Raw genomic sequence first — 16,671 nt, 5'->3', positions numbered from 1 at the left:
TGATTCGACAAGCTCAAATAAACGCTGCTTAAAGACGATCATGTCCGATCTATCCAATTAGGAGTTAAGAACACCCGTAATCATTAAAATAGCCCCTTCCAAATGACAATAAAAACGATAACAACACTATAAAATAGAAAACACTTACTTGTCAAACCGTCTCCAGCCTAATTTCTAATCCGGTTGATGCAAACGCAATATGCTCCGGCAAGCCGTACGACTTGCGAAGATCAATATCATGCGACATATGCGTAAAACAAACGCGGCGCGGCTTCCATTCCTTCACAAGCTCGAGCGCCTCCGTTACGTCATAGACCGACCTCGTCTCATACGCGAAATGCTCTTTATAAAAGCTGGTTCCAAGCACGAGCAGATCCAGGCCATAGAGCGGCTTTTGCTGCTCGTTCGTCAAGCCGATCGCATCCGAGCAATAAACCCAGCTCTTTTTCCCGGAAACATGGTCAAAGCGGTAAGCGTACGAGTAGCCGTTCTTTCCGTGATGGACCCGCCAATTCGTCACGCGCCATTGTCCAAGCATCATCGGCTCATCATTCGCTGTAAATTGGATATGGCTGTGCAGCCACGGAAAACGAGCGCTAATCTCAGCTATCACCTCGGCAGGCGCGAATGCTTCGCCCTTTTTGCCTAGCCAGCGGCATGCGTCAGACCATTCCACAAGCCCTCCGATATGATCGAAATGAGCATGCGTGATCAGAATGCGGTCAACCTGGCGCAAGCCTGCGGCTTCCATCTGTCTGCCCCAATCAGGTCCGCAATCAATCAACGTCGTTCCCGACTCTGTTTCTTCAAGCTGCACGAGCGAACGAAGCCTCCGATTGACGCCCCCGGCCTCCGAGCGGGCTTCCCCGCAAACCTCGCAATCACAGTAGACGCGGGGAACGCCCATGGAATCCCCTGTCCCGCGAAACCAAATGCGCATCATATCGGAAGCAGCTCGATTTGCTCCATACCGCGAAGACGATCCATCATATCAAGCCAAGCCTGCGGTTTATTCGGAAGCGCCGAATAATAGCCCTCGAGAAAGCGCGTGACGAGCTCGGCCGGGATATGCGTACGGTCTTCATCCGCAGGAAGGAAGCTCAAGTTTAGCCCTTCCACCGCCTGACCCTCATGATCCCATGACGGATGGACATACTCGACAGCCAGCCGTTTATATCCCATATGCGAGAGCACCTCGCGGCGGACGAACGGATTCATCGGCGTTACGCCGCCGAACGAATGCTGCTCATCGCTGGAATACGGATCGTAAATTTCCGCGAACATGCCAATCGGCTCCGTGCCGGACTGCTCCGCCAGCCGCCTCAAATCGTTCTCGCGATTGCGCATTAGAAAACGGCCAATTCCTCGCGAATGATCTCCGATAATGGTAAAATCGGTCATCGCAACGCGAAGCTCCGGATAGTACCGGTATTCGGTCGAGCCGACGACTTCCTCTCCGTCAACAGCGACGTAGACATGAATACCCGGATCTTCCAGCGGCTCCTTCCATCGTTCATATGCAAGCACTTCCTCCGGCGGGAAAATACGGCCCAGAAGCGAATGCAGCGCAGCAAAATGCGGATCTTCGATCGAAGTAATGCGGTGGTAGTTCATCGTCATCGTATGCTTGCTCCCCTCTATGTCTTAAACGGATTTCGCCATTCCATAACGGCGGCATAATTGCAAGACTGCTCGTCGTCCAAATAATTTTCCGCCACGCCGACCGGCGTTCTGCCGCAGCGCAGCAAAAATGTAATGACGGGATCGGTAAGCTCGCCCGCCATTATCTTGCTCAAATATTGTTCCGCCGTCAGTACGGATGCATAGCTCGAATAGCCGGGCATTCGGCCGGCGCCAAGCAAGCGGGCAATGCCCAAATGAACGACAGTCTCGTACATCGACTGCATCAGCCATTTGCCGATACCCGTTTTGCGATAGGCGGGCACGACGCAAATATCGGCGATATACAGCGTATCGCCGCCCGGATTATGATTGCGGATAAAGCCGCTGTCGGTTATCTCTTCCCAGCTGTGATGATGTCCGTAATCGTCCATATCAACAATAAGTCCGGTCATGGAACCGATGATCGAGCCGCCTGCTTCCGCGCACAATGCGCCTTCCGGAAAGCGTGTAATATGCTCGGTCAATTGCTCTTTGTTCCACAGCAATTCTTCCGGATAAGGCGGCGGAAAGCTTTGCCGCTGCACCTCGATCATAGCCTCGAAGTCCGCTGCCGTATAGCGTCGAATAACCGCTTCTGCCGGCTTTCCATTATGGAACACATAGAACGTTTTCTTCATTATCGCGGCCCCTCCTGCTATCAGCAAATGCTAGTAACACGGCCTTATGCCCAATCGGGATAAAGATCCGTCCGGCGGTCTCGCCAAGTCGTTACCGAACCTCCCGACCGCACATCCTCTAGCAGCTGCAAGTCGAGATCGGCAACGACAAGCATGTCGTCGTTAATGACGCCCTCGCTCAATATTCCGGCTGGAGGGAACGGGATGTCATTCGGCGTAATAATAGCCGCTTGACCGTAATTGGCGCGCATAAAATCAACTTTGCGCAGCGCGCCTACAGTGCCGGTCGTAACGATATAGATTTGGTTCTCGACCGCTCTTGCATGGCAGCAATAACGCACGCGATAAAAGCCATGGCGGTCGTCCGTACAGGACGGACAGAAAATGACGTCGGCTCCTTTAGCCCGAGCCATCCGCACAATTTCCGGAAACTCAATATCATAGCAAGTGAGCATTCCGATTGTGCCGAATTCGGTCTCGAATACTTGCAGACCGTCGCCAGGCGTCATATTCCACTCCGCTACCTCGGTAGGCGTCAAATGAATTTTTGCCTGGCGGTCGATTTTGCCGTTCGGATGGAACAAATGCGCCGTATTGCGCCGTTTGCCCTCGCCGGCATCTACGACATGCGTTCCGCCTACGATATATACGCCATACTCGGACGCAAGACGCTGAAACAGCGCTTCGTAGGCTTCCGTAAATTCCGGAAGCGTTTCAATCGGCAGCGCAGCGCCGCTCTCATCGCCGATCGAGAGCAGCTGCGTCGTCAAAAATTCAGGGAACAGCACAAATTGCGTTCCATACTCCGAAGCGTTGCGCACATAGTGCGTCACTTGCTCGGCAAATTGGTCAAAGGAGCTAATATCCGCAAGCTTATATTGCACGGAAGCAACCCGATATTTCATCGTCCCATTCCTCTCTCCTACTTCCGCTGTTTAAACTGGATCGATATTGTCGTTCCGAGATCCGGCAGGCTGAAAACGTCGATTTTACCTTCGTGCAGGTCGACAATTCGCTTGGCTATGGACAGACCAAGGCCTACCCCCCCAGTTGCCCGGCTGCGGGCGCCGTCAACACGATAGAATCGTTCGAACATATGCGGAATTTCATTTTCCGGAATGCCGATCCCTTTATCCTTCACTTCGATTTTCACAATATTTTTCATCAGTGAGACGGATACTTCGATCGGTTCCTTGCTGTACTTGATCGCATTATCGAGCAAGATGACAAGCAGCTGTCTGATTTTATCTTTATCGCCGTACAGCCGAACCTGTTTGGACATCGCTTTAACGCGAATAGTCCGCTGGAATGTCGTCTGCAGCATGCCCGCCAGCTCGTTCACCACATGAACGACGTCAAACAGCTCTTGGCGAAGCCAATCCTCCTGCTCCGCTTCCGCGAGCATAAGCATCGACTTCGTCAAGCTTTGAAGCCGGGTCGTCTCGCGATCGATCGCCTCGATCGCTTCGTTCCGAACATTCTCATCGTCGCGTCCCCAGCGCTTCAACATCCCCGCATAACTGCTAATGACAGTCAGCGGCGTTTTCAGCTCATGCGACGCATCGGCCACAAATTGCTTCTGCCTGGCAAACGTGCGGTCGAGTCTCTCGATCATTTGATTGAACGCCCGCACGAGCTGCTGAAGCTCTGCCGATTCCTCGCTGCTGCTTGGCTCGATTTTGCGCAGCTTGCCGCTGCGGTCGATCTCGCGCATCGTATTCACCATCTGCTGCATCGGCGCCGTCAGCCTGGACGTGAACCAATACGTTCCGAAAATCGCAAACAGAATTGCGCCCGCGCTCGTTACCGTCAACGCTGCGACCAGAATTTGCAAATAATCGTCAAGCTCATTTAGCACCCGATTCACCTCAAGCATCGCAACGAGGTTGGAGCCGTCAAAAATCGGTACGCGCATGTACAAAATCCGTTCATTTCCTTTGGAAATCATCCCTGTATCGTGGTTGTTTTGAAATTGAACGGGCAAATTGAGCAGAACGGGATCAGAGCCGGTAATATTGACGACCCTATTGTCCGGCAATACGATCCGTATCATTTCGTTAACATTATAATATTCGCTAAGCAGATCCGGATCGTATATGCCCTTGCCGTTCTGGATGAGCGGATTTTCCAGCATGAGATTCACTTTGTTGCCAATCACGCGCTCTTCGCTTTCGGTCGTAATTTTGATCACATAAAAATAGACGAATATATTAAATAAAATAAGAATAAAGATTAACCAAAAAATCGTAAAAAGCGTAAATCGTTTACGCAGCGTCATGCTTCAGGCTCCTTAATCATATAGCCGACTCCGCGTACCGTATGAATCAGCTTATGCCGATACCCCTTGTCCAGCTTTTGACGTAAATATCGAATATAAACATCAACGAGATTCGTCTCGCCGATGAAATCATAACCCCAAACTTCCGATAAAATGTCCTCGCGAGACTTTTCAACGTTTTTGTTCTCAACCAGATACACAAGCAGCTCAAACTCGCGCGGGGTCAACTCGATGACGATGTCTTTGCGGAACACCTTTCTCGTCCGCAGCTCGATCGTCAAGTCGCCCACTTTAATTTGGTCGGTTCCCTCAGACTCTTTTGGATACTGTTGGAATATGCGCAAAATGTTGCGTACGCGGGCCAGCAGCTCCTCCATAGCGAAAGGCTTCGTAATATAATCGTTGGCGCCATGCTCAAAGCCGCTTACTTTATCGGGTACAGTGTCTCTTGCCGTCAGCAAAATGACCGGCACCGGATTGCCGGCTTGTCTTAATCTTCTAAGCACCTCGATGCCGTTTAGCTCCGGCAGCATCACATCCAGCAGCACAAGCTCCCACTCTCCGGAAGAAGCCATTTCATAGCCGGTTCTGCCGTCGGCGGCTGTGCCGACCGTATAGCCTTCATGCTCGAGCTCCAACTGCAATATGCGGGAAATTCCCGCTTCATCCTCTACTACCAGCACGCGATCGCTCATTCTTGATGTTCACCCGCTTCCTTATTGTGTATTTCGGACCATTTTTCCTTCATCATAATGAAGCTTACTTTCAAATGCAACTGCATAATATCCCATCCTATTTTATCATAATTTGCGATTCATTTCGCATAGCGCTTGATCTCATTCGCAATTGGCCTCAACGCAGGCAGCGCTTCCTTGCGCAGCCTCTTATCCATCGTCGGCCAAGCCCCTCTCCATATCGCATCCAGCACCTGCTCCGCCGGCAGCAGCGGGAACGCTGCGATTGGCCGGTGGGGCAGCATGCGCATCCATTCCGAGCGTCCGTTAAACTTGCAATCTTTGTTGGCGATCCACACCAGCTTGCCGCCCCGAATACGTAATTGCTCTCCCAATTCGGTAAAATAGTTCAGCCGTTCGAGACTCCATTTCGCAGGGAATGGATCTGCGATGACCGCGACAATCCGGCATTGCAGCATCCAGCTTCGAGCTTCCGCAAGATCCGCATGGCTCGAAATGTCGGTCAGCGTTACGGCGCAAGCCGTCCGCCGCAAACGAACCGCGAGCTTCTCCGATGCTTCGGCGCTATTGCTGAACGAACCATGTTTCGGAGCCATCCATGATACGCCATCGCTTGCCCATTCCGCAATACCGCTGCCTTTTCCGTCCTGTTCCTTCTCGTCAGCTATGCCGAGAAGCGCCCGCCATTCGGGCTGCGGCGACGGATATTCCGCAGCGGCGCAAGCGATGCCTAGAGTGCCGAGCAGCTTCGCCGTCGAAATGGCTAGAAACGTCGACCCTGCGCCCGCAGATAGAGGGGCAAACGATATATGTATTCGTTCACCCTGCGCAATTTGAGTCGATAGCTGATTATTAGCGGCCTTTGATTCGCTGACAAACATGCGCAGCGCCAATTCAACATCCTCCATCTTGCCATACCGGTCTATCTGCCGAAACATAACCATCCGCTCGAGAACGGCTATAAATCCAGCAGGCACATCCGATTGCAGAAGCCGGCTGGCAGGCTGCCGCTCCCGACCGTTCGCATCATAGCAATTCCCTCCGCTTAGCAAGTAATAGAGCAATGCGCCGAGTCCGAACACATCCGAGCGAGGATCGCTCTGGCCATCGTGCCGCGCTTGCTCCGGTGCGGCGAAGCCCGGCGTGCCGAGCAGCATCGTGTCCTGTGTTTGACCATTCTTATAGTGCCGGGCAATGCCGAAATCAATAAGCCGAACATGCCCGTTCTCTTCCATCATGACATTTGACGGCTTTAAATCGCGATGAATGATTTGCGGCGTTTGGCGATGCAAGTAGGCTAACGCCGAACATAGCTGAAGCCCGATTCGCAGCACCTCCTGAAACGGCATGCACCGGCCGTAGCGTTGAAACCTTTCTCCTGCTGTCTCGCCTCGAATGTACTCCATTACTATCGCTTCGCAGCTCATGTCTTGACCCGGCAAGTCAAGTCCGAAGCAATCCATGATGTGCGGCAAATTTGGATGGCTTAACCGCAGCAGCATGCGAGCTTCTTCAGAGATATCGCGATAGCCGAATCTATCGGAGCTTGGCGACGGCATCGCGATTTTAATCGCACGCAGCTTGCCCTGCAGCTTCAGATCTTCCGCCGCGAACACAGCTCCCATTCCTCCTTTGCCCAGCTTCGCTGCTATCCTGTAACGTCCGTTCCATATCGTTCCCGGCTGCAATTCGATATCCATTCGCAGTCCCCCTTTTATTGTCAGCATAAAAAAATCCCGATCCGCTACCGCGCAAATATGCGCGCAAATTAGCAGATCGGGATGCTTTCCCGCCGTAACAGCCTTCATTCAGTTGAACTTATCCTAACATAACCCTGCCGCGGCAAGCAATGGCGTTTAATTGCCACATTACCGTTTCAAGTCCGATGGAAAACAGCGGATCAAAGGCATTTACCATATCCAGAACGTTAACAGCTACCATAACCGTTTGAAAGATTGGAGCATTACTTGGCGTGGTTCCGCTATCTCGACAGCAAGGACTATGAGAACACAACGTCGAATAAGAGAAACATATTGGTGTCCTCACGCCTGTTTTCTGTGAAGAAAACGAACGCCAGACTTCGACGGATGGCTTACTGTTGAGTTTTAAAGGTGCTTGGAGCGTGTTTTGGGTGAAAAGAAACTTGCCCGCGAAAGCATTTTCGCCAAAGACAAAGGACTGCAACACGAAATGGTGAATATGCGCAAGGGGATATAGGTTAAGAAATCCATTTACCATATCCAGCATGTGAACGCTTATCATAAGCGACTAAAAGACTTTATGGACCGATTCCAAGGTGTTGCAACCAAGTACCTTGATAACTATCTATATTGGTTCAGATACCTTGAGCAAAGCAAGAAGGTTGACCGAAAAGTGCGAATAGACGGTCTATTACTTGGGGCTTGTCACAAATCGAACAAAACTACCGTTCAAATGCTAAGAAGTGCGTAGTTGGATAATGATTTATTCAACTATGGGTCAGTTTCTTAATAATTTTTGATAAGCAGGTGTAATTTTATGTTGGATTTAGAGAAAACAAGAGAAAAAATTATTGCTTTAAATGAGTCAGATGCAAAAAGCATTTTAATGCTTACAGCCGCTAATATACAAATGGTAAACGGAGGGAATGGAAGTTTTACAAGTGAAGCTTGTGTAAATGAATTAATAAGGTTATATAACAGCATCCCCGAACCTAAAGGAAAAGGAAAATGAAGATAAAGCATAATTCAACTATCGAGTGTTTTCCACAACAAAAAGTGGGAGATTGAAGGCTACTTTATTAACCTTCAACCTCTTATTCTGTATATAGCAACAATTAATACGAAAACAGCGTTTTTAAAAAAATCGGCGACAGCATGCACATACGTGCTCACTGTCGCCGATTAGAGACGGTCATTAGCTCATTAACTCTTTTCTAAATAAATCAAACTAACATCAGGGGTAATCCTTCGTTCACGAAATGGTTTATATCCTAAATTTTCGTATAGAGAAATGTTCTTATCGCTTTGGCTACCAGTGAATAATTCAAATCGAGCATTTGGATACAAACCTTCAATGGCGTTCATCAACTGTTTGCCGATGCCTTTGTTTTGAAAGTCAGGGTGAACCATCAGCTTGCCGATGAAGCATGTCCCGTCATGGTCAATCGCCCGCACGGAACCAACGATTTGGTCATCCGCCAAAGCTTTAAGTATGTTGTAATCTTTAAATTGTTGTTGAATTTGCTCTAGCGTCTGCGTTAGCGGTTCGATATTAAAATCGTTGTAGCGTAACGCTTCGCTTCGATAGGCGAGCTGTTGCAGCTTCAATATTTGTTCCGCATCCGCATAAGAAGCTTTTTCAATCACTACGCTCATCTTGTCTCATCCTTTCTTGGCTCTCCATTAAAATCCAATTCCGATAGCAGATGCACTTTTGAGGATAGTTGCATACTTTCCTCCCACTAATGCTTTTTGTTCGACGCGAAATTCTAATAATCCTTGCTATCCTAGTAGCCAAATAAAAAAACCTCCGATAACAATTATGGTTTCACTCATCGTACAGATGAACCTTAATTGTCTATTGAAGGTAATTTGCTCTAGCCCATTAAAGCTTTATTAAAACGCCCGCTTCTTCGAGCGGAGCACTTCCGCGAGGAACGCAAGCGCGAGGCCTTGGCCCCAGCCTTGCACCCGTTTGTGCGCAACGTCTTTGTAGCCTTGCTTGTCGAACATGACTGCTGTGCCTGCGGATACGTTCTGTACGGAGCCGTCTTCCGTAATTTGGCCCAAAATGCCGTCAATCGATTTTTGAATATATTTGTTGTACAGCGGTCCAAAGTTGAACAACCCGGTTGCAATGCCACAGGAGCCGGAAGTTTCTTCGTAAGCTGCAGGATCGTCAAGCACCGTATGCCACAAGCCGTTATCCGATTGGAGACGGACGAGCGCTGCAAGCTGATCGCGCAGCGAGCCTTCGATAATCATATAGGCCGGATGCTGAACCGCGATATGCGGCAGCGCCTTCGCCATCGTCAGCGATGCCCAGCTGTTGCCGCGCGCCCAGAAGATGCCGGACATATGGTTTTGCGCAATGTTGTCCCAGCCGTGGTAGTACAAATTCGTAACGCTGTCTTGCAACACCCGCTCATGTCCGTGATATTGCTTCAAGCCGTCTTCCAAATAGTCGGAGCGATCAAGCAAATGCCCCATACGGACAAGGAACAAGCCCGCCATCATCATCGTGTCTACCCAAGCCTGCTCAGGGAAGTTATATTCCTCGGAGTTAACCGTATGCTGGAAAATGCCTTCGGCAAACCGGATCGCGTCGTTTTTCAAAAAATCGGCCATTTGAATCGCAACATCCAAGTAACGCTGCTCATCTGTCGCTTTGTAAAGCGAAATCAAGGAATGGCCGATGGATACGCCGTTAATCGTCAAACGAGGCAATCCATCTTCCAACTGCTCGTCAACCCATTGCTTCAGCAAATGGATATATTTCTCGTTGCCTGTTGCCTCATACGCCTCGCATACGCCGTAGAACGCTACGCCGCCCGGCCAATCCCAGCCGAAATCCATACGGAAGGTGCGCTCGACAACACGATCAATCACGTCACGAATTTGTTGTTCATCAAATTGCAATTGCGGCATATCTATCGTCTCCTCATTATTCATCCTATTATTTCAACCCGCTTGTGCTGATACCTTCCACAATGTACTTCTGGAAGATAAAGAATACGGCAATAACCGGTACCAAGCTGACAACCGACATCGCGAACATCGCGCCCCAGTTCGATACGCTTTCGCTGTCAAGGAACATTTTCAAGCCGAGCGATACGGTGTAAGCGCTTGGTTTGTTCAGGTATAGCAGCGGACCCATCAGATCCTCCCAACGCCAGTAGAAAGAGAAGATCGCCGCTGTTGCCAGCGCTGGTACGATCAACGGCAAAATGATTTTGAAGAACAAGCCAAATTTGCCTGTGCCGTCGATAGTTGCTGCTTCATCCAATTCTCTGGGAATGGAACGGATAAACTGAACCATCAAGAAAATGAAGAACGGAATGCCGAAAAATTGCGGAACCGTGATTGGAGCGATCGTGCCGATCCAACCGAGCTTCGAGAATAAAATGTATTGCGGAACGAGTACGACATCATGCGGCAGCATCAACGTTACCATCATGATGCCAAACCAAATGCTGCGGCCGAAAAATTGCAGACGAGCAAATCCGAAAGCGACGAATGCAGACGATAGCACTGCGCCGATCGTCGAGATGACTACGATTTCAAACGAGTTGTAAATAAAGCTCATAAACGTTTGACCGGCGACGCCAAGCCATCCTGTTTTGTAGTTGGTCCAAATCCATGGATCCGGGATAAGCGATCCCGATGTCGTAAAGATAACCGAACTTTCTTTAAACGAGCTCATAATGAGCCAGATAACCGGATAGATCATAATGATGGCAAGAGCGCCGACGAGTACGTGATAGAGCGGCCATTTCATGTTGCCGATACGCATTGTTTAACGGCCCCCTTCCGATTCGTAGTGAACCCACAGCTTGGATGATGCAAATACAAGCGCTGTAAGAATGCCGACGATGATGAGCATGACCCATGCCATTGCCGATGCGTAGCCCATATCGAAAAAGACGAACGCTTGGCGGAATAAGTAGAGCGAGTACAATAGCGTGCCGTCCATAGGACCGCCTTCGCCCTTGGAAATAATGTAAGCAGGAACGAAAGTCATAAATGCGCTGATTAATTGCATGATCAAGTTGAACAAAATGATCGGCGTAAGCATCGGAAGCGTGATGCTGAAAAATCTGCGGAAGAAGCCTGCGCCGTCCACGCCAGCCGCTTCATAAAGCTCGCCTGGAATGTTTTTCAAACCGGCTAGAAAAATCAACATGGAAGATCCGAACTGCCATACGGAGAGCGTAATAAGCATGAACAAAGCGGCATCCGGATCGCCAAACCATCTAACACTATTAAAACCGAGGCCAGTCAACAGTCCGTTAATGATGCCTTGATCGCCAAACAGGTTGCGCCACATAATCGATACCGCAACGCTGCCGCCAATGATAGAAGGCAAATAATAAACGGTTCTGTAAAGCCCGACAGCTTTCGAAGTTGTGTTCAGGATCATCGCGACGAACAACGCGAAGATCAAACGAAGCGGTACGCCGATAAATACGTACAGCAGCGTAACTTTCAAGGAAGTCGCATAACGATCATCCGATGTAAACATATTGGTGTAATGCTCAAGCCCGAGCCAGCTGGGCGATGATAAAAGATCGTAATCTGTGAAGGAGAAATACAACGAAGCGACTGCCGGAATTAAAGTGAAAATGAGAAATCCGAGTACAAACGGAGAAATAAAGCTGTAACCGATCAAGTTGTTTTTCAAAGAAAGCGATTTCATTTTTACCAACTCCTACCGCTGAAGTCTGTCTTGTCTCTACTTATTATGGAATGGGCGATGGCTGATCAGCGCCAACCATCGCCCCGTTCGTTACTTATTTGTTTTTCGAAAGTACGGACTCCGCGTCTTTTCTGAATTTCGCAGCAGCGTCTTCGGCCGACATTTGGCCGTAGTTCATTGCTTCTGTTACGCTTTTCAGCGATGCGAATACTTCAGCGGAACCGATTGGATCAACTGGATCCATTGGGGAGCTGTTCGTTTCAGACCAAGCTACATAATCAAACACTTGTTGTTGCGCCGGTGTCAGAAGCGGTTTCAGCTCTTCTTTGATTACGCTGGAGACGGGTACGCCGCGCTCGCCAAGAATCAGTTTGTTCGCTTCAACATCATTAATCCAGAAGTCGATAAATTTAGCTGCTTCTTCTTTCACTTTCGAGTTTTTCGAGATGGAGAAGAACATCGACGGTTTCAGGTACAAACCTTTTTTCATTTCCGGTCCTACCATTGGAGCGAATTCCAACGGGCGGTTGGCTACTTGCTGCAGTGCCGCAAATTGGTTCGACCATTGCCAGATACCGATCGCTTTTTGTTTAACAGTCAAGTCATCTTCGATGCCTTTAATTTGTGCCAGCACGTCCGGTGTCGGTACAGAGCCGGATTTTACAAGCTCAGCCAGTCTGCCGAAGAAATCAACGAACAGTTTGTCATCGTCGTAGCCAAGGCCGTTGCCGTCCGCGTTGTAAAGCGTTTTGCCTTGTGTACGGAGGTAGTAGCCGAAGAATACTTCTGCGCGCATGCCTGTATCGAAGTAGAGACCGGCTGCTTTTGCTTTAGCCGCAAGTTCTGTGTATTGGTCCCAAGTCCAGTTTTCCGGAATGCTGTCGACGCCAGCTTGTTTCAGAAGTGCCGGATCGTATTGGAAGCCAAGCGAGTTAACGCCAAGGTTCATGCCGAAGTTGCCGTCGCCCAGTTTGCCAGCGGAAAGAGCGTTCTCGCTAATGTTCGTTACATCGATTTGTTTGCCGAAGTACGGCGTCAAATCTTCAAGCTGGCCTTTGCCTGCATATTGAGCATAATAAGCGGTATCGATTTGCATAATATCCGGAAGCTCGTTAGCGGCTGCTTGTGGAGCGATCTTTTTCCAGTAATCATCATAGTTTGCGTATTCAACTTCGACTTTGACGTTCGGATTTTTCGATTGGTACAGTTCGATAACTTTTTTCGTGTACTCGTGACGCGGTTCGCCGCCCCACCAAGACATGCGCAGCGTAACTTGCTTGTCGCCGCTGTTGCTGCTGCCAGCCTGTTCGCCAGTGCCGGCGTTTTCAGCATTGCTTCCATTGTTGTTGCCGCATGCTGCGACAAATACTAGTGCCAGCGCCATCAGGAGAAAAAGCATTTTTTTCGTGTGCTTCATTTGTTGATCCCCTTTCGTTTCTGTGCAGTTGAATTGTTGTCTTACAAGTTACATTATAGCTTTATGTATCCGCTTTCTTAATAAAGAAAACCGCTTTCTTTGTTAAAAAAACAGAGATTGCCGTCCATTCAGGACAGCGATCTCTTATATTCGGAGGGCGTATGCCCCGTATGCTTTTTAAAAACTTGGCTAAAATATTGCGGATTGTCGCCGAAGCCGAATTGCTCGGCCAGCTCGAATACTCTGACGTCTTCAATGCCTTTAATGACGTCGACTGCTTTATCGATTCGCAGCTTCATCACATAATTTGAAAATTTCTCGCCTGTTTCTTTCTTAAAGAGCTTGCCCAAATAATCAGGATTCATATATAGAATCTCGTTTGCTACCCAGTTAAGCGACAGCTCTGGGTAGCCGATATTTTGTTCAATGACAGCGATCATTTTGCGAATGACGCCCGACTGCTTCGATTTATGCGATGAGAAATTATCGGCGCATATTTGCAGCGCTGTTTCCGTCACAAAGCTTTCAATGGCGCGAAGCGTATCCAGTTCATCCAGCCTGGCGATCATTTTCAAATAATTGTTCATCTTATCGGCGCCGCTTTGCCTTACGATAGACATAAACAACGGAATGACGTATGACTTCGTCATGCCGTTGTTGAGCCGCTGTTCCGACAATAGTTGAAAATAACGTTCAAGCTCCAGCTTCGCTTCTTCGGAATTGCCTGCCTTCACGTCCATCGTCAGCTGTTCGTCATCGTAATAAAAGCTGCCGTTGTCAAAACCGGCTGGCGAGCCTACATCGTTAGGCGTAATAATGGCCCCCTCGCCTAGATGAAAACGATAATTCAAACATTCCATCGTTTCGCGGTACATTTTGCGCGCGTCCGTAATTTCCGCTTCATCACTGACCGCAATGGTCACGTCTCGCTTATAGAAATCGGAAAACGTCCGCTTAATGCCGGCCAAATGGCTGAACAACAACTCACGTTCTATTTCCTGGATCAGAATAAGCACTTGCTTGCCGATTGTCGTGCTTAGCAGCACGAGTTCCTTGCCAAGCACATCCTCCGCAATATTCGTCAGCGCAAACAAATGCTCAAATTCATAATGGCCTTCTACTTGCAGCAATATAAGCCTTACATTTTGCTGCTCGTATTCCAGATGGAACATTCTCCGATAGTCTTCCCAATCGCGTTTGCCATATGTTTTGTTAGTAACCAGCTCTTTCAGAAATTGCGACTTGGCATGGGGCAGTACTTTCGTCAGCTCCTGTTGCATCGTCATGACAAACTGGCTTTGCGACTGCTTGGCTGCAAGCTCATCGCATACTTCTTCAATAGCCTGCTCGATAGCGTTCTCGTTGCACGGCTTGAGCAAATAATGCTTGACGCCATATTGCATGGCCTTGCGGGCATAATCGAATTCGCTAAACCCGGAAAGCAAAATAAACGCAATGTGCGGATATTGTTCATACACATTTTCAACAAGCTGCAGCCCATCCATGCCAGGCATCTTAATATCAGAAATGACGATATCGGGCTGATGCTCTTCTATAAACGCAATCGCTTCGATGCCGTTTCTCGCCGTCCCGACAAGCTCGGCATTTAATTCAGACCAACGCACAAGGCTTGATATGCCTTCCAAAATAATTCGTTCATCATCGACTAACAGCACTTTAACCAAGATGATCCCTCATTTCATACGGAAGCTTTAAACTGACCTTTGTGCCGGCATTGATCGCGCTTACTACAGTCATTCCATAAGCATCGCCGTATAGCAGCTTGATGCGTTCTTCGATATTTTTCAAACCAAGGCCTGTTCCCTTCGTTTTCGCCTCGCCGCTTAACAATTGGTCCGCATACTGCTGCTTCATGCCTGGTCCGTTATCCTGAACCGAAATAAATAGGAAGTCCTCCTGCAGCTCTGCGCTCACTTGAATGACGCATGTATCGATCATTTGCTCAAGCCCGTAGTTGACCGCGTTCTCAATTAACGGCTGGAGCGAAAGTTTTGGAATGCCGCAGTACAACAGCTCGTCCGGAATTTCGAGATGGAAATCGAGCCTTTCCTCGAAACGAAAATTTTGAATCGTAATATAGTACGAAATGATCTCTAATTCTTTGGAAAGCGGAATAATCGGCTCTTTAATGCTGATTGAAGTTCGCAGCAGCGAGCCTAATGCTTCGACCATTTGCGATATTTGCGTCTGGCGGCTCATTTTTGCGCTCCAATTAATCGTCTCGAGCGTATTGTATAAGAAATGCGGATTGATCTGCGCCTGCAGCGCTTTAAATTGCGTATCTTTAATGGCCAATTGCTTCACGTAGTTTTCTTGTATGAGTTCATTAATCCGGTCAAGCATGATACGGAAATTGCGATGCATTTGACCTACTTCATCCATAGCGAGCTCCGGAGTGCTTGCGACATCCGTGTTCTCGAAATTGCCGAGCTGAACCCGCTTCATCTTCATATTCAAGCTTTCGATCGGTTTCGTGAGCTGTTTGGCAAACCGCAACGAGAACAGGATGGATAAAGCGATCAATATAATAAAAGCAATAATGATCGTATTTTTAACTTGAACAATGCTTTGGAAAATATCGTCGAACGGCAGCAGCGTATAGTACGTCCATCCCATCTTGGCAGACTTCACATGCGCGACGAAATATTGCCGCCCTTCATGCGGCATCATTTGATAGCCTCTTCCGCCATCGTTCATATGCTGCAGCGTCTCGGCTGCCACGGTCGTATCGTCAGGGTAGATCACCTTATCGCCTTGAACGATGATCATCGAGGTATGCTGTGAACTGTCCCCGGCCGTATAATCGGAAAACATTTTGTTCGTATCGACGCGAATCGTCAATATGCCCAAATTTTCAAGCTCGATATTCTGATAGCTTCGAATTTCCCTGGCAGCAGTCAGGCTGTCATCGAACTCATCGGCCGACACCCATGTATTGCCGCCTTTATTCTGGGCAGATGCCGAAATAATCCGGTTCAACCGTTCGTTCTTCATCGTAATGCTTTGGTTGCCTGCGGCATATTCCGTTCGATTGACATCGTAAATTTGAACCGATTGAATATATTTGCCCAGTCCGCCCAAATCGACGATCCGATCCTTTATGTTTCTCATAATGACATAGTTGTCATATTGCGAGCCTCCGCTGCGGATCGCGCTCAAATATTTTTGAATCGTCGAATCGGTAGCGATCGTAAAGCCTAACTGCGAAATTTTGTCTAATTCGTTCTCAATGCCGACGGATGACAGGCTCAGCGCTTTTGCGGACTGTTGATAAACCTTTTCGTCATATATGCCGAACGCGTACTGCTGCATAACGGAACTGACGCTGGTAACGACCGCCAGCATAACGAAAAAAAGGACAAACAGCTTGTATTTAATCGGCAAATTCGTATAGAGCGCCTTAAATTTCCGCATCCTGTCCCCTTCTTTCAAGTCGCAAGCTTATTAACTGATCGTTAGTCGGAAACTACGAAAAAGGTTGGACTTCCGGCTGCTGTTGATCGCTCCTACAGCTCAACCTTTCTCTCCGTTCCTTAGCCGCTCAATTTAATAAAAAGCAACTTT

15 protein-coding genes and 2 pseudogenes are annotated in these 16,671 nt (G+C 48.7%); 3 read left to right on the top strand and 14 right to left on the bottom strand.

Going from position 1 to position 16,671, the window contains the following annotated elements; all coding sequences use genetic code 11:
* Positions 1-151: 151 nt before the first annotated feature.
* From GOM71_RS15580 to GOM71_RS15550, 7 genes are all read right to left on the bottom strand, one after another.
* The gene (locus tag GOM71_RS15580; protein ID WP_156282692.1) at positions 152-943 is read right to left on the bottom strand and encodes an MBL fold metallo-hydrolase; all 792 of its coding nucleotides are present in this window, start codon (positions 941-943) and stop codon (positions 152-154) included.
* Positions 940-1,614, bottom strand: a complete 675-nt coding sequence (locus GOM71_RS15575) for a GNAT family N-acetyltransferase (protein WP_156282770.1) — start codon at positions 1,612-1,614, stop codon at positions 940-942. The genes GOM71_RS15580 and GOM71_RS15575 overlap by 4 nt, the downstream gene beginning before the upstream one ends.
* 23 nt (positions 1,615-1,637) lie before the next feature.
* The gene (locus GOM71_RS15570; RefSeq protein WP_483311051.1) at positions 1,638-2,303 is read right to left on the bottom strand and encodes a GNAT family N-acetyltransferase; all 666 of its coding nucleotides are present in this window, start codon (positions 2,301-2,303) and stop codon (positions 1,638-1,640) included.
* A gap of 41 nt (positions 2,304-2,344) precedes the next feature.
* Positions 2,345-3,205 carry a carbon-nitrogen hydrolase family protein gene (locus GOM71_RS15565; protein WP_156282688.1) on the bottom strand — a complete coding sequence of 287 codons (861 nt, stop codon included), beginning with the start codon at positions 3,203-3,205 and terminating at the stop codon, positions 2,345-2,347.
* 17 nt (positions 3,206-3,222) lie between these two features.
* Positions 3,223-4,578, bottom strand: coding sequence for a HAMP domain-containing sensor histidine kinase (locus GOM71_RS15560; protein ID WP_156282685.1), 1,356 nt, complete (start codon positions 4,576-4,578; stop codon positions 3,223-3,225).
* Positions 4,575-5,273, bottom strand: a complete 699-nt coding sequence (locus GOM71_RS15555; RefSeq protein ID WP_156282684.1) for a response regulator transcription factor — start codon at positions 5,271-5,273, stop codon at positions 4,575-4,577. The genes GOM71_RS15560 and GOM71_RS15555 overlap by 4 nt, the downstream gene beginning before the upstream one ends.
* A 119-nt stretch (positions 5,274-5,392) precedes the next feature.
* Complete coding sequence (locus tag GOM71_RS15550; RefSeq protein WP_173275683.1) at positions 5,393-6,973, bottom strand: protein kinase domain-containing protein; 1,581 nt, start codon at positions 6,971-6,973, stop codon at positions 5,393-5,395.
* A gap of 160 nt (positions 6,974-7,133) precedes the next feature.
* Here GOM71_RS15550 and GOM71_RS25150 point away from each other — a divergent pair.
* The 3 genes and pseudogenes from GOM71_RS25150 to GOM71_RS15535 all read left to right on the top strand — a co-directional run.
* Positions 7,134-7,375 (top strand): annotated as a pseudogene (locus tag GOM71_RS25150) (IS1595 family transposase); the annotation flags it as partial.
* Between the two features lie 58 nt (positions 7,376-7,433).
* A pseudogene (locus GOM71_RS15540) lies at positions 7,434-7,724 on the top strand (IS1595 family transposase); the annotation flags it as partial.
* A 66-nt stretch (positions 7,725-7,790) separates the two neighbouring features.
* Positions 7,791-7,985: a hypothetical protein gene (locus GOM71_RS15535; RefSeq protein WP_156282680.1), complete on the top strand. Its 195-nt coding sequence runs from the start codon at positions 7,791-7,793 to the stop codon at positions 7,983-7,985.
* Between the two features lie 191 nt (positions 7,986-8,176).
* On the opposite strand, the gene GOM71_RS15530 is transcribed toward GOM71_RS15535, so the two are convergent.
* The 7 genes from GOM71_RS15530 to GOM71_RS15500 form a co-directional block, all read right to left on the bottom strand.
* Positions 8,177-8,629, bottom strand: a complete 453-nt coding sequence (locus GOM71_RS15530; RefSeq protein ID WP_156282678.1) for a GNAT family N-acetyltransferase — start codon at positions 8,627-8,629, stop codon at positions 8,177-8,179.
* A gap of 240 nt (positions 8,630-8,869) precedes the next feature.
* On the bottom strand, positions 8,870-9,901 hold the full coding sequence (locus GOM71_RS15525) for a glycoside hydrolase family 88/105 protein (protein ID WP_156282676.1): 1,032 nt from the start codon (positions 9,899-9,901) through the stop codon (positions 8,870-8,872).
* 28 nt (positions 9,902-9,929) lie between these two features.
* On the bottom strand, positions 9,930-10,766 hold the full coding sequence (locus GOM71_RS15520) for a carbohydrate ABC transporter permease (RefSeq protein ID WP_156282674.1): 837 nt from the start codon (positions 10,764-10,766) through the stop codon (positions 9,930-9,932).
* A gap of 3 nt (positions 10,767-10,769) precedes the next feature.
* Entirely contained in the window at positions 10,770-11,669 is a 900-nt protein-coding gene (locus tag GOM71_RS15515; protein ID WP_156282672.1) for a carbohydrate ABC transporter permease, read from the bottom strand.
* Positions 11,670-11,763: 94 nt separating this feature from the next.
* On the bottom strand, positions 11,764-13,086 hold the full coding sequence (locus GOM71_RS15510; protein WP_156282670.1) for an ABC transporter substrate-binding protein: 1,323 nt from the start codon (positions 13,084-13,086) through the stop codon (positions 11,764-11,766).
* Positions 13,087-13,214: 128 nt separating this feature from the next.
* On the bottom strand, positions 13,215-14,762 hold the full coding sequence (locus tag GOM71_RS15505; RefSeq protein ID WP_367649642.1) for a response regulator transcription factor: 1,548 nt from the start codon (positions 14,760-14,762) through the stop codon (positions 13,215-13,217).
* A gap of 1 nt (position 14,763) precedes the next feature.
* Complete coding sequence (locus GOM71_RS15500) at positions 14,764-16,521, bottom strand: sensor histidine kinase (protein WP_156282666.1); 1,758 nt, start codon at positions 16,519-16,521, stop codon at positions 14,764-14,766.
* Positions 16,522-16,671 lie beyond the last annotated feature (150 nt).

This window comes from Paenibacillus sp. NEAU-GSW1, assembly GCF_009737085.1.
Lineage (GTDB): Bacteria > Bacillota > Bacilli > Paenibacillales > Paenibacillaceae > Pristimantibacillus.
This window is presented reverse-complemented; position numbering and strand designations above follow the sequence as displayed.

Coding starts and splice junctions, on each gene's coding strand:
- GOM71_RS15515 (WP_156282672.1), bottom strand. CDS start 11,669: ATGAAATCGCTTTCTTTGAAAAACAACTTGATCGGTTACAGCTTTATT.
- GOM71_RS15555 (WP_156282684.1), bottom strand. CDS start 5,273: ATGAGCGATCGCGTGCTGGTAGTAGAGGATGAAGCGGGAATTTCCCGC.
- GOM71_RS15580 (WP_156282692.1), bottom strand. CDS start 943: ATGATGCGCATTTGGTTTCGCGGGACAGGGGATTCCATGGGCGTTCCC.
- GOM71_RS15520 (WP_156282674.1), bottom strand. CDS start 10,766: ATGCGTATCGGCAACATGAAATGGCCGCTCTATCACGTACTCGTCGGC.
- GOM71_RS15550 (WP_173275683.1), bottom strand. CDS start 6,973: ATGGATATCGAATTGCAGCCGGGAACGATATGGAACGGACGTTACAGG.
- GOM71_RS15530 (WP_156282678.1), bottom strand. CDS start 8,629: ATGAGCGTAGTGATTGAAAAAGCTTCTTATGCGGATGCGGAACAAATA.
- GOM71_RS15565 (WP_156282688.1), bottom strand. CDS start 3,205: ATGAAATATCGGGTTGCTTCCGTGCAATATAAGCTTGCGGATATTAGC.
- GOM71_RS15575 (WP_156282770.1), bottom strand. CDS start 1,614: ATGAACTACCACCGCATTACTTCGATCGAAGATCCGCATTTTGCTGCG.
- GOM71_RS15535 (WP_156282680.1), top strand. CDS start 7,791: ATGTTGGATTTAGAGAAAACAAGAGAAAAAATTATTGCTTTAAATGAG.
- GOM71_RS15525 (WP_156282676.1), bottom strand. CDS start 9,901: ATGCCGCAATTGCAATTTGATGAACAACAAATTCGTGACGTGATTGAT.
- GOM71_RS15560 (WP_156282685.1), bottom strand. CDS start 4,578: ATGACGCTGCGTAAACGATTTACGCTTTTTACGATTTTTTGGTTAATC.
- GOM71_RS15510 (WP_156282670.1), bottom strand. CDS start 13,086: ATGAAGCACACGAAAAAAATGCTTTTTCTCCTGATGGCGCTGGCACTA.
- GOM71_RS15500 (WP_156282666.1), bottom strand. CDS start 16,521: ATGCGGAAATTTAAGGCGCTCTATACGAATTTGCCGATTAAATACAAG.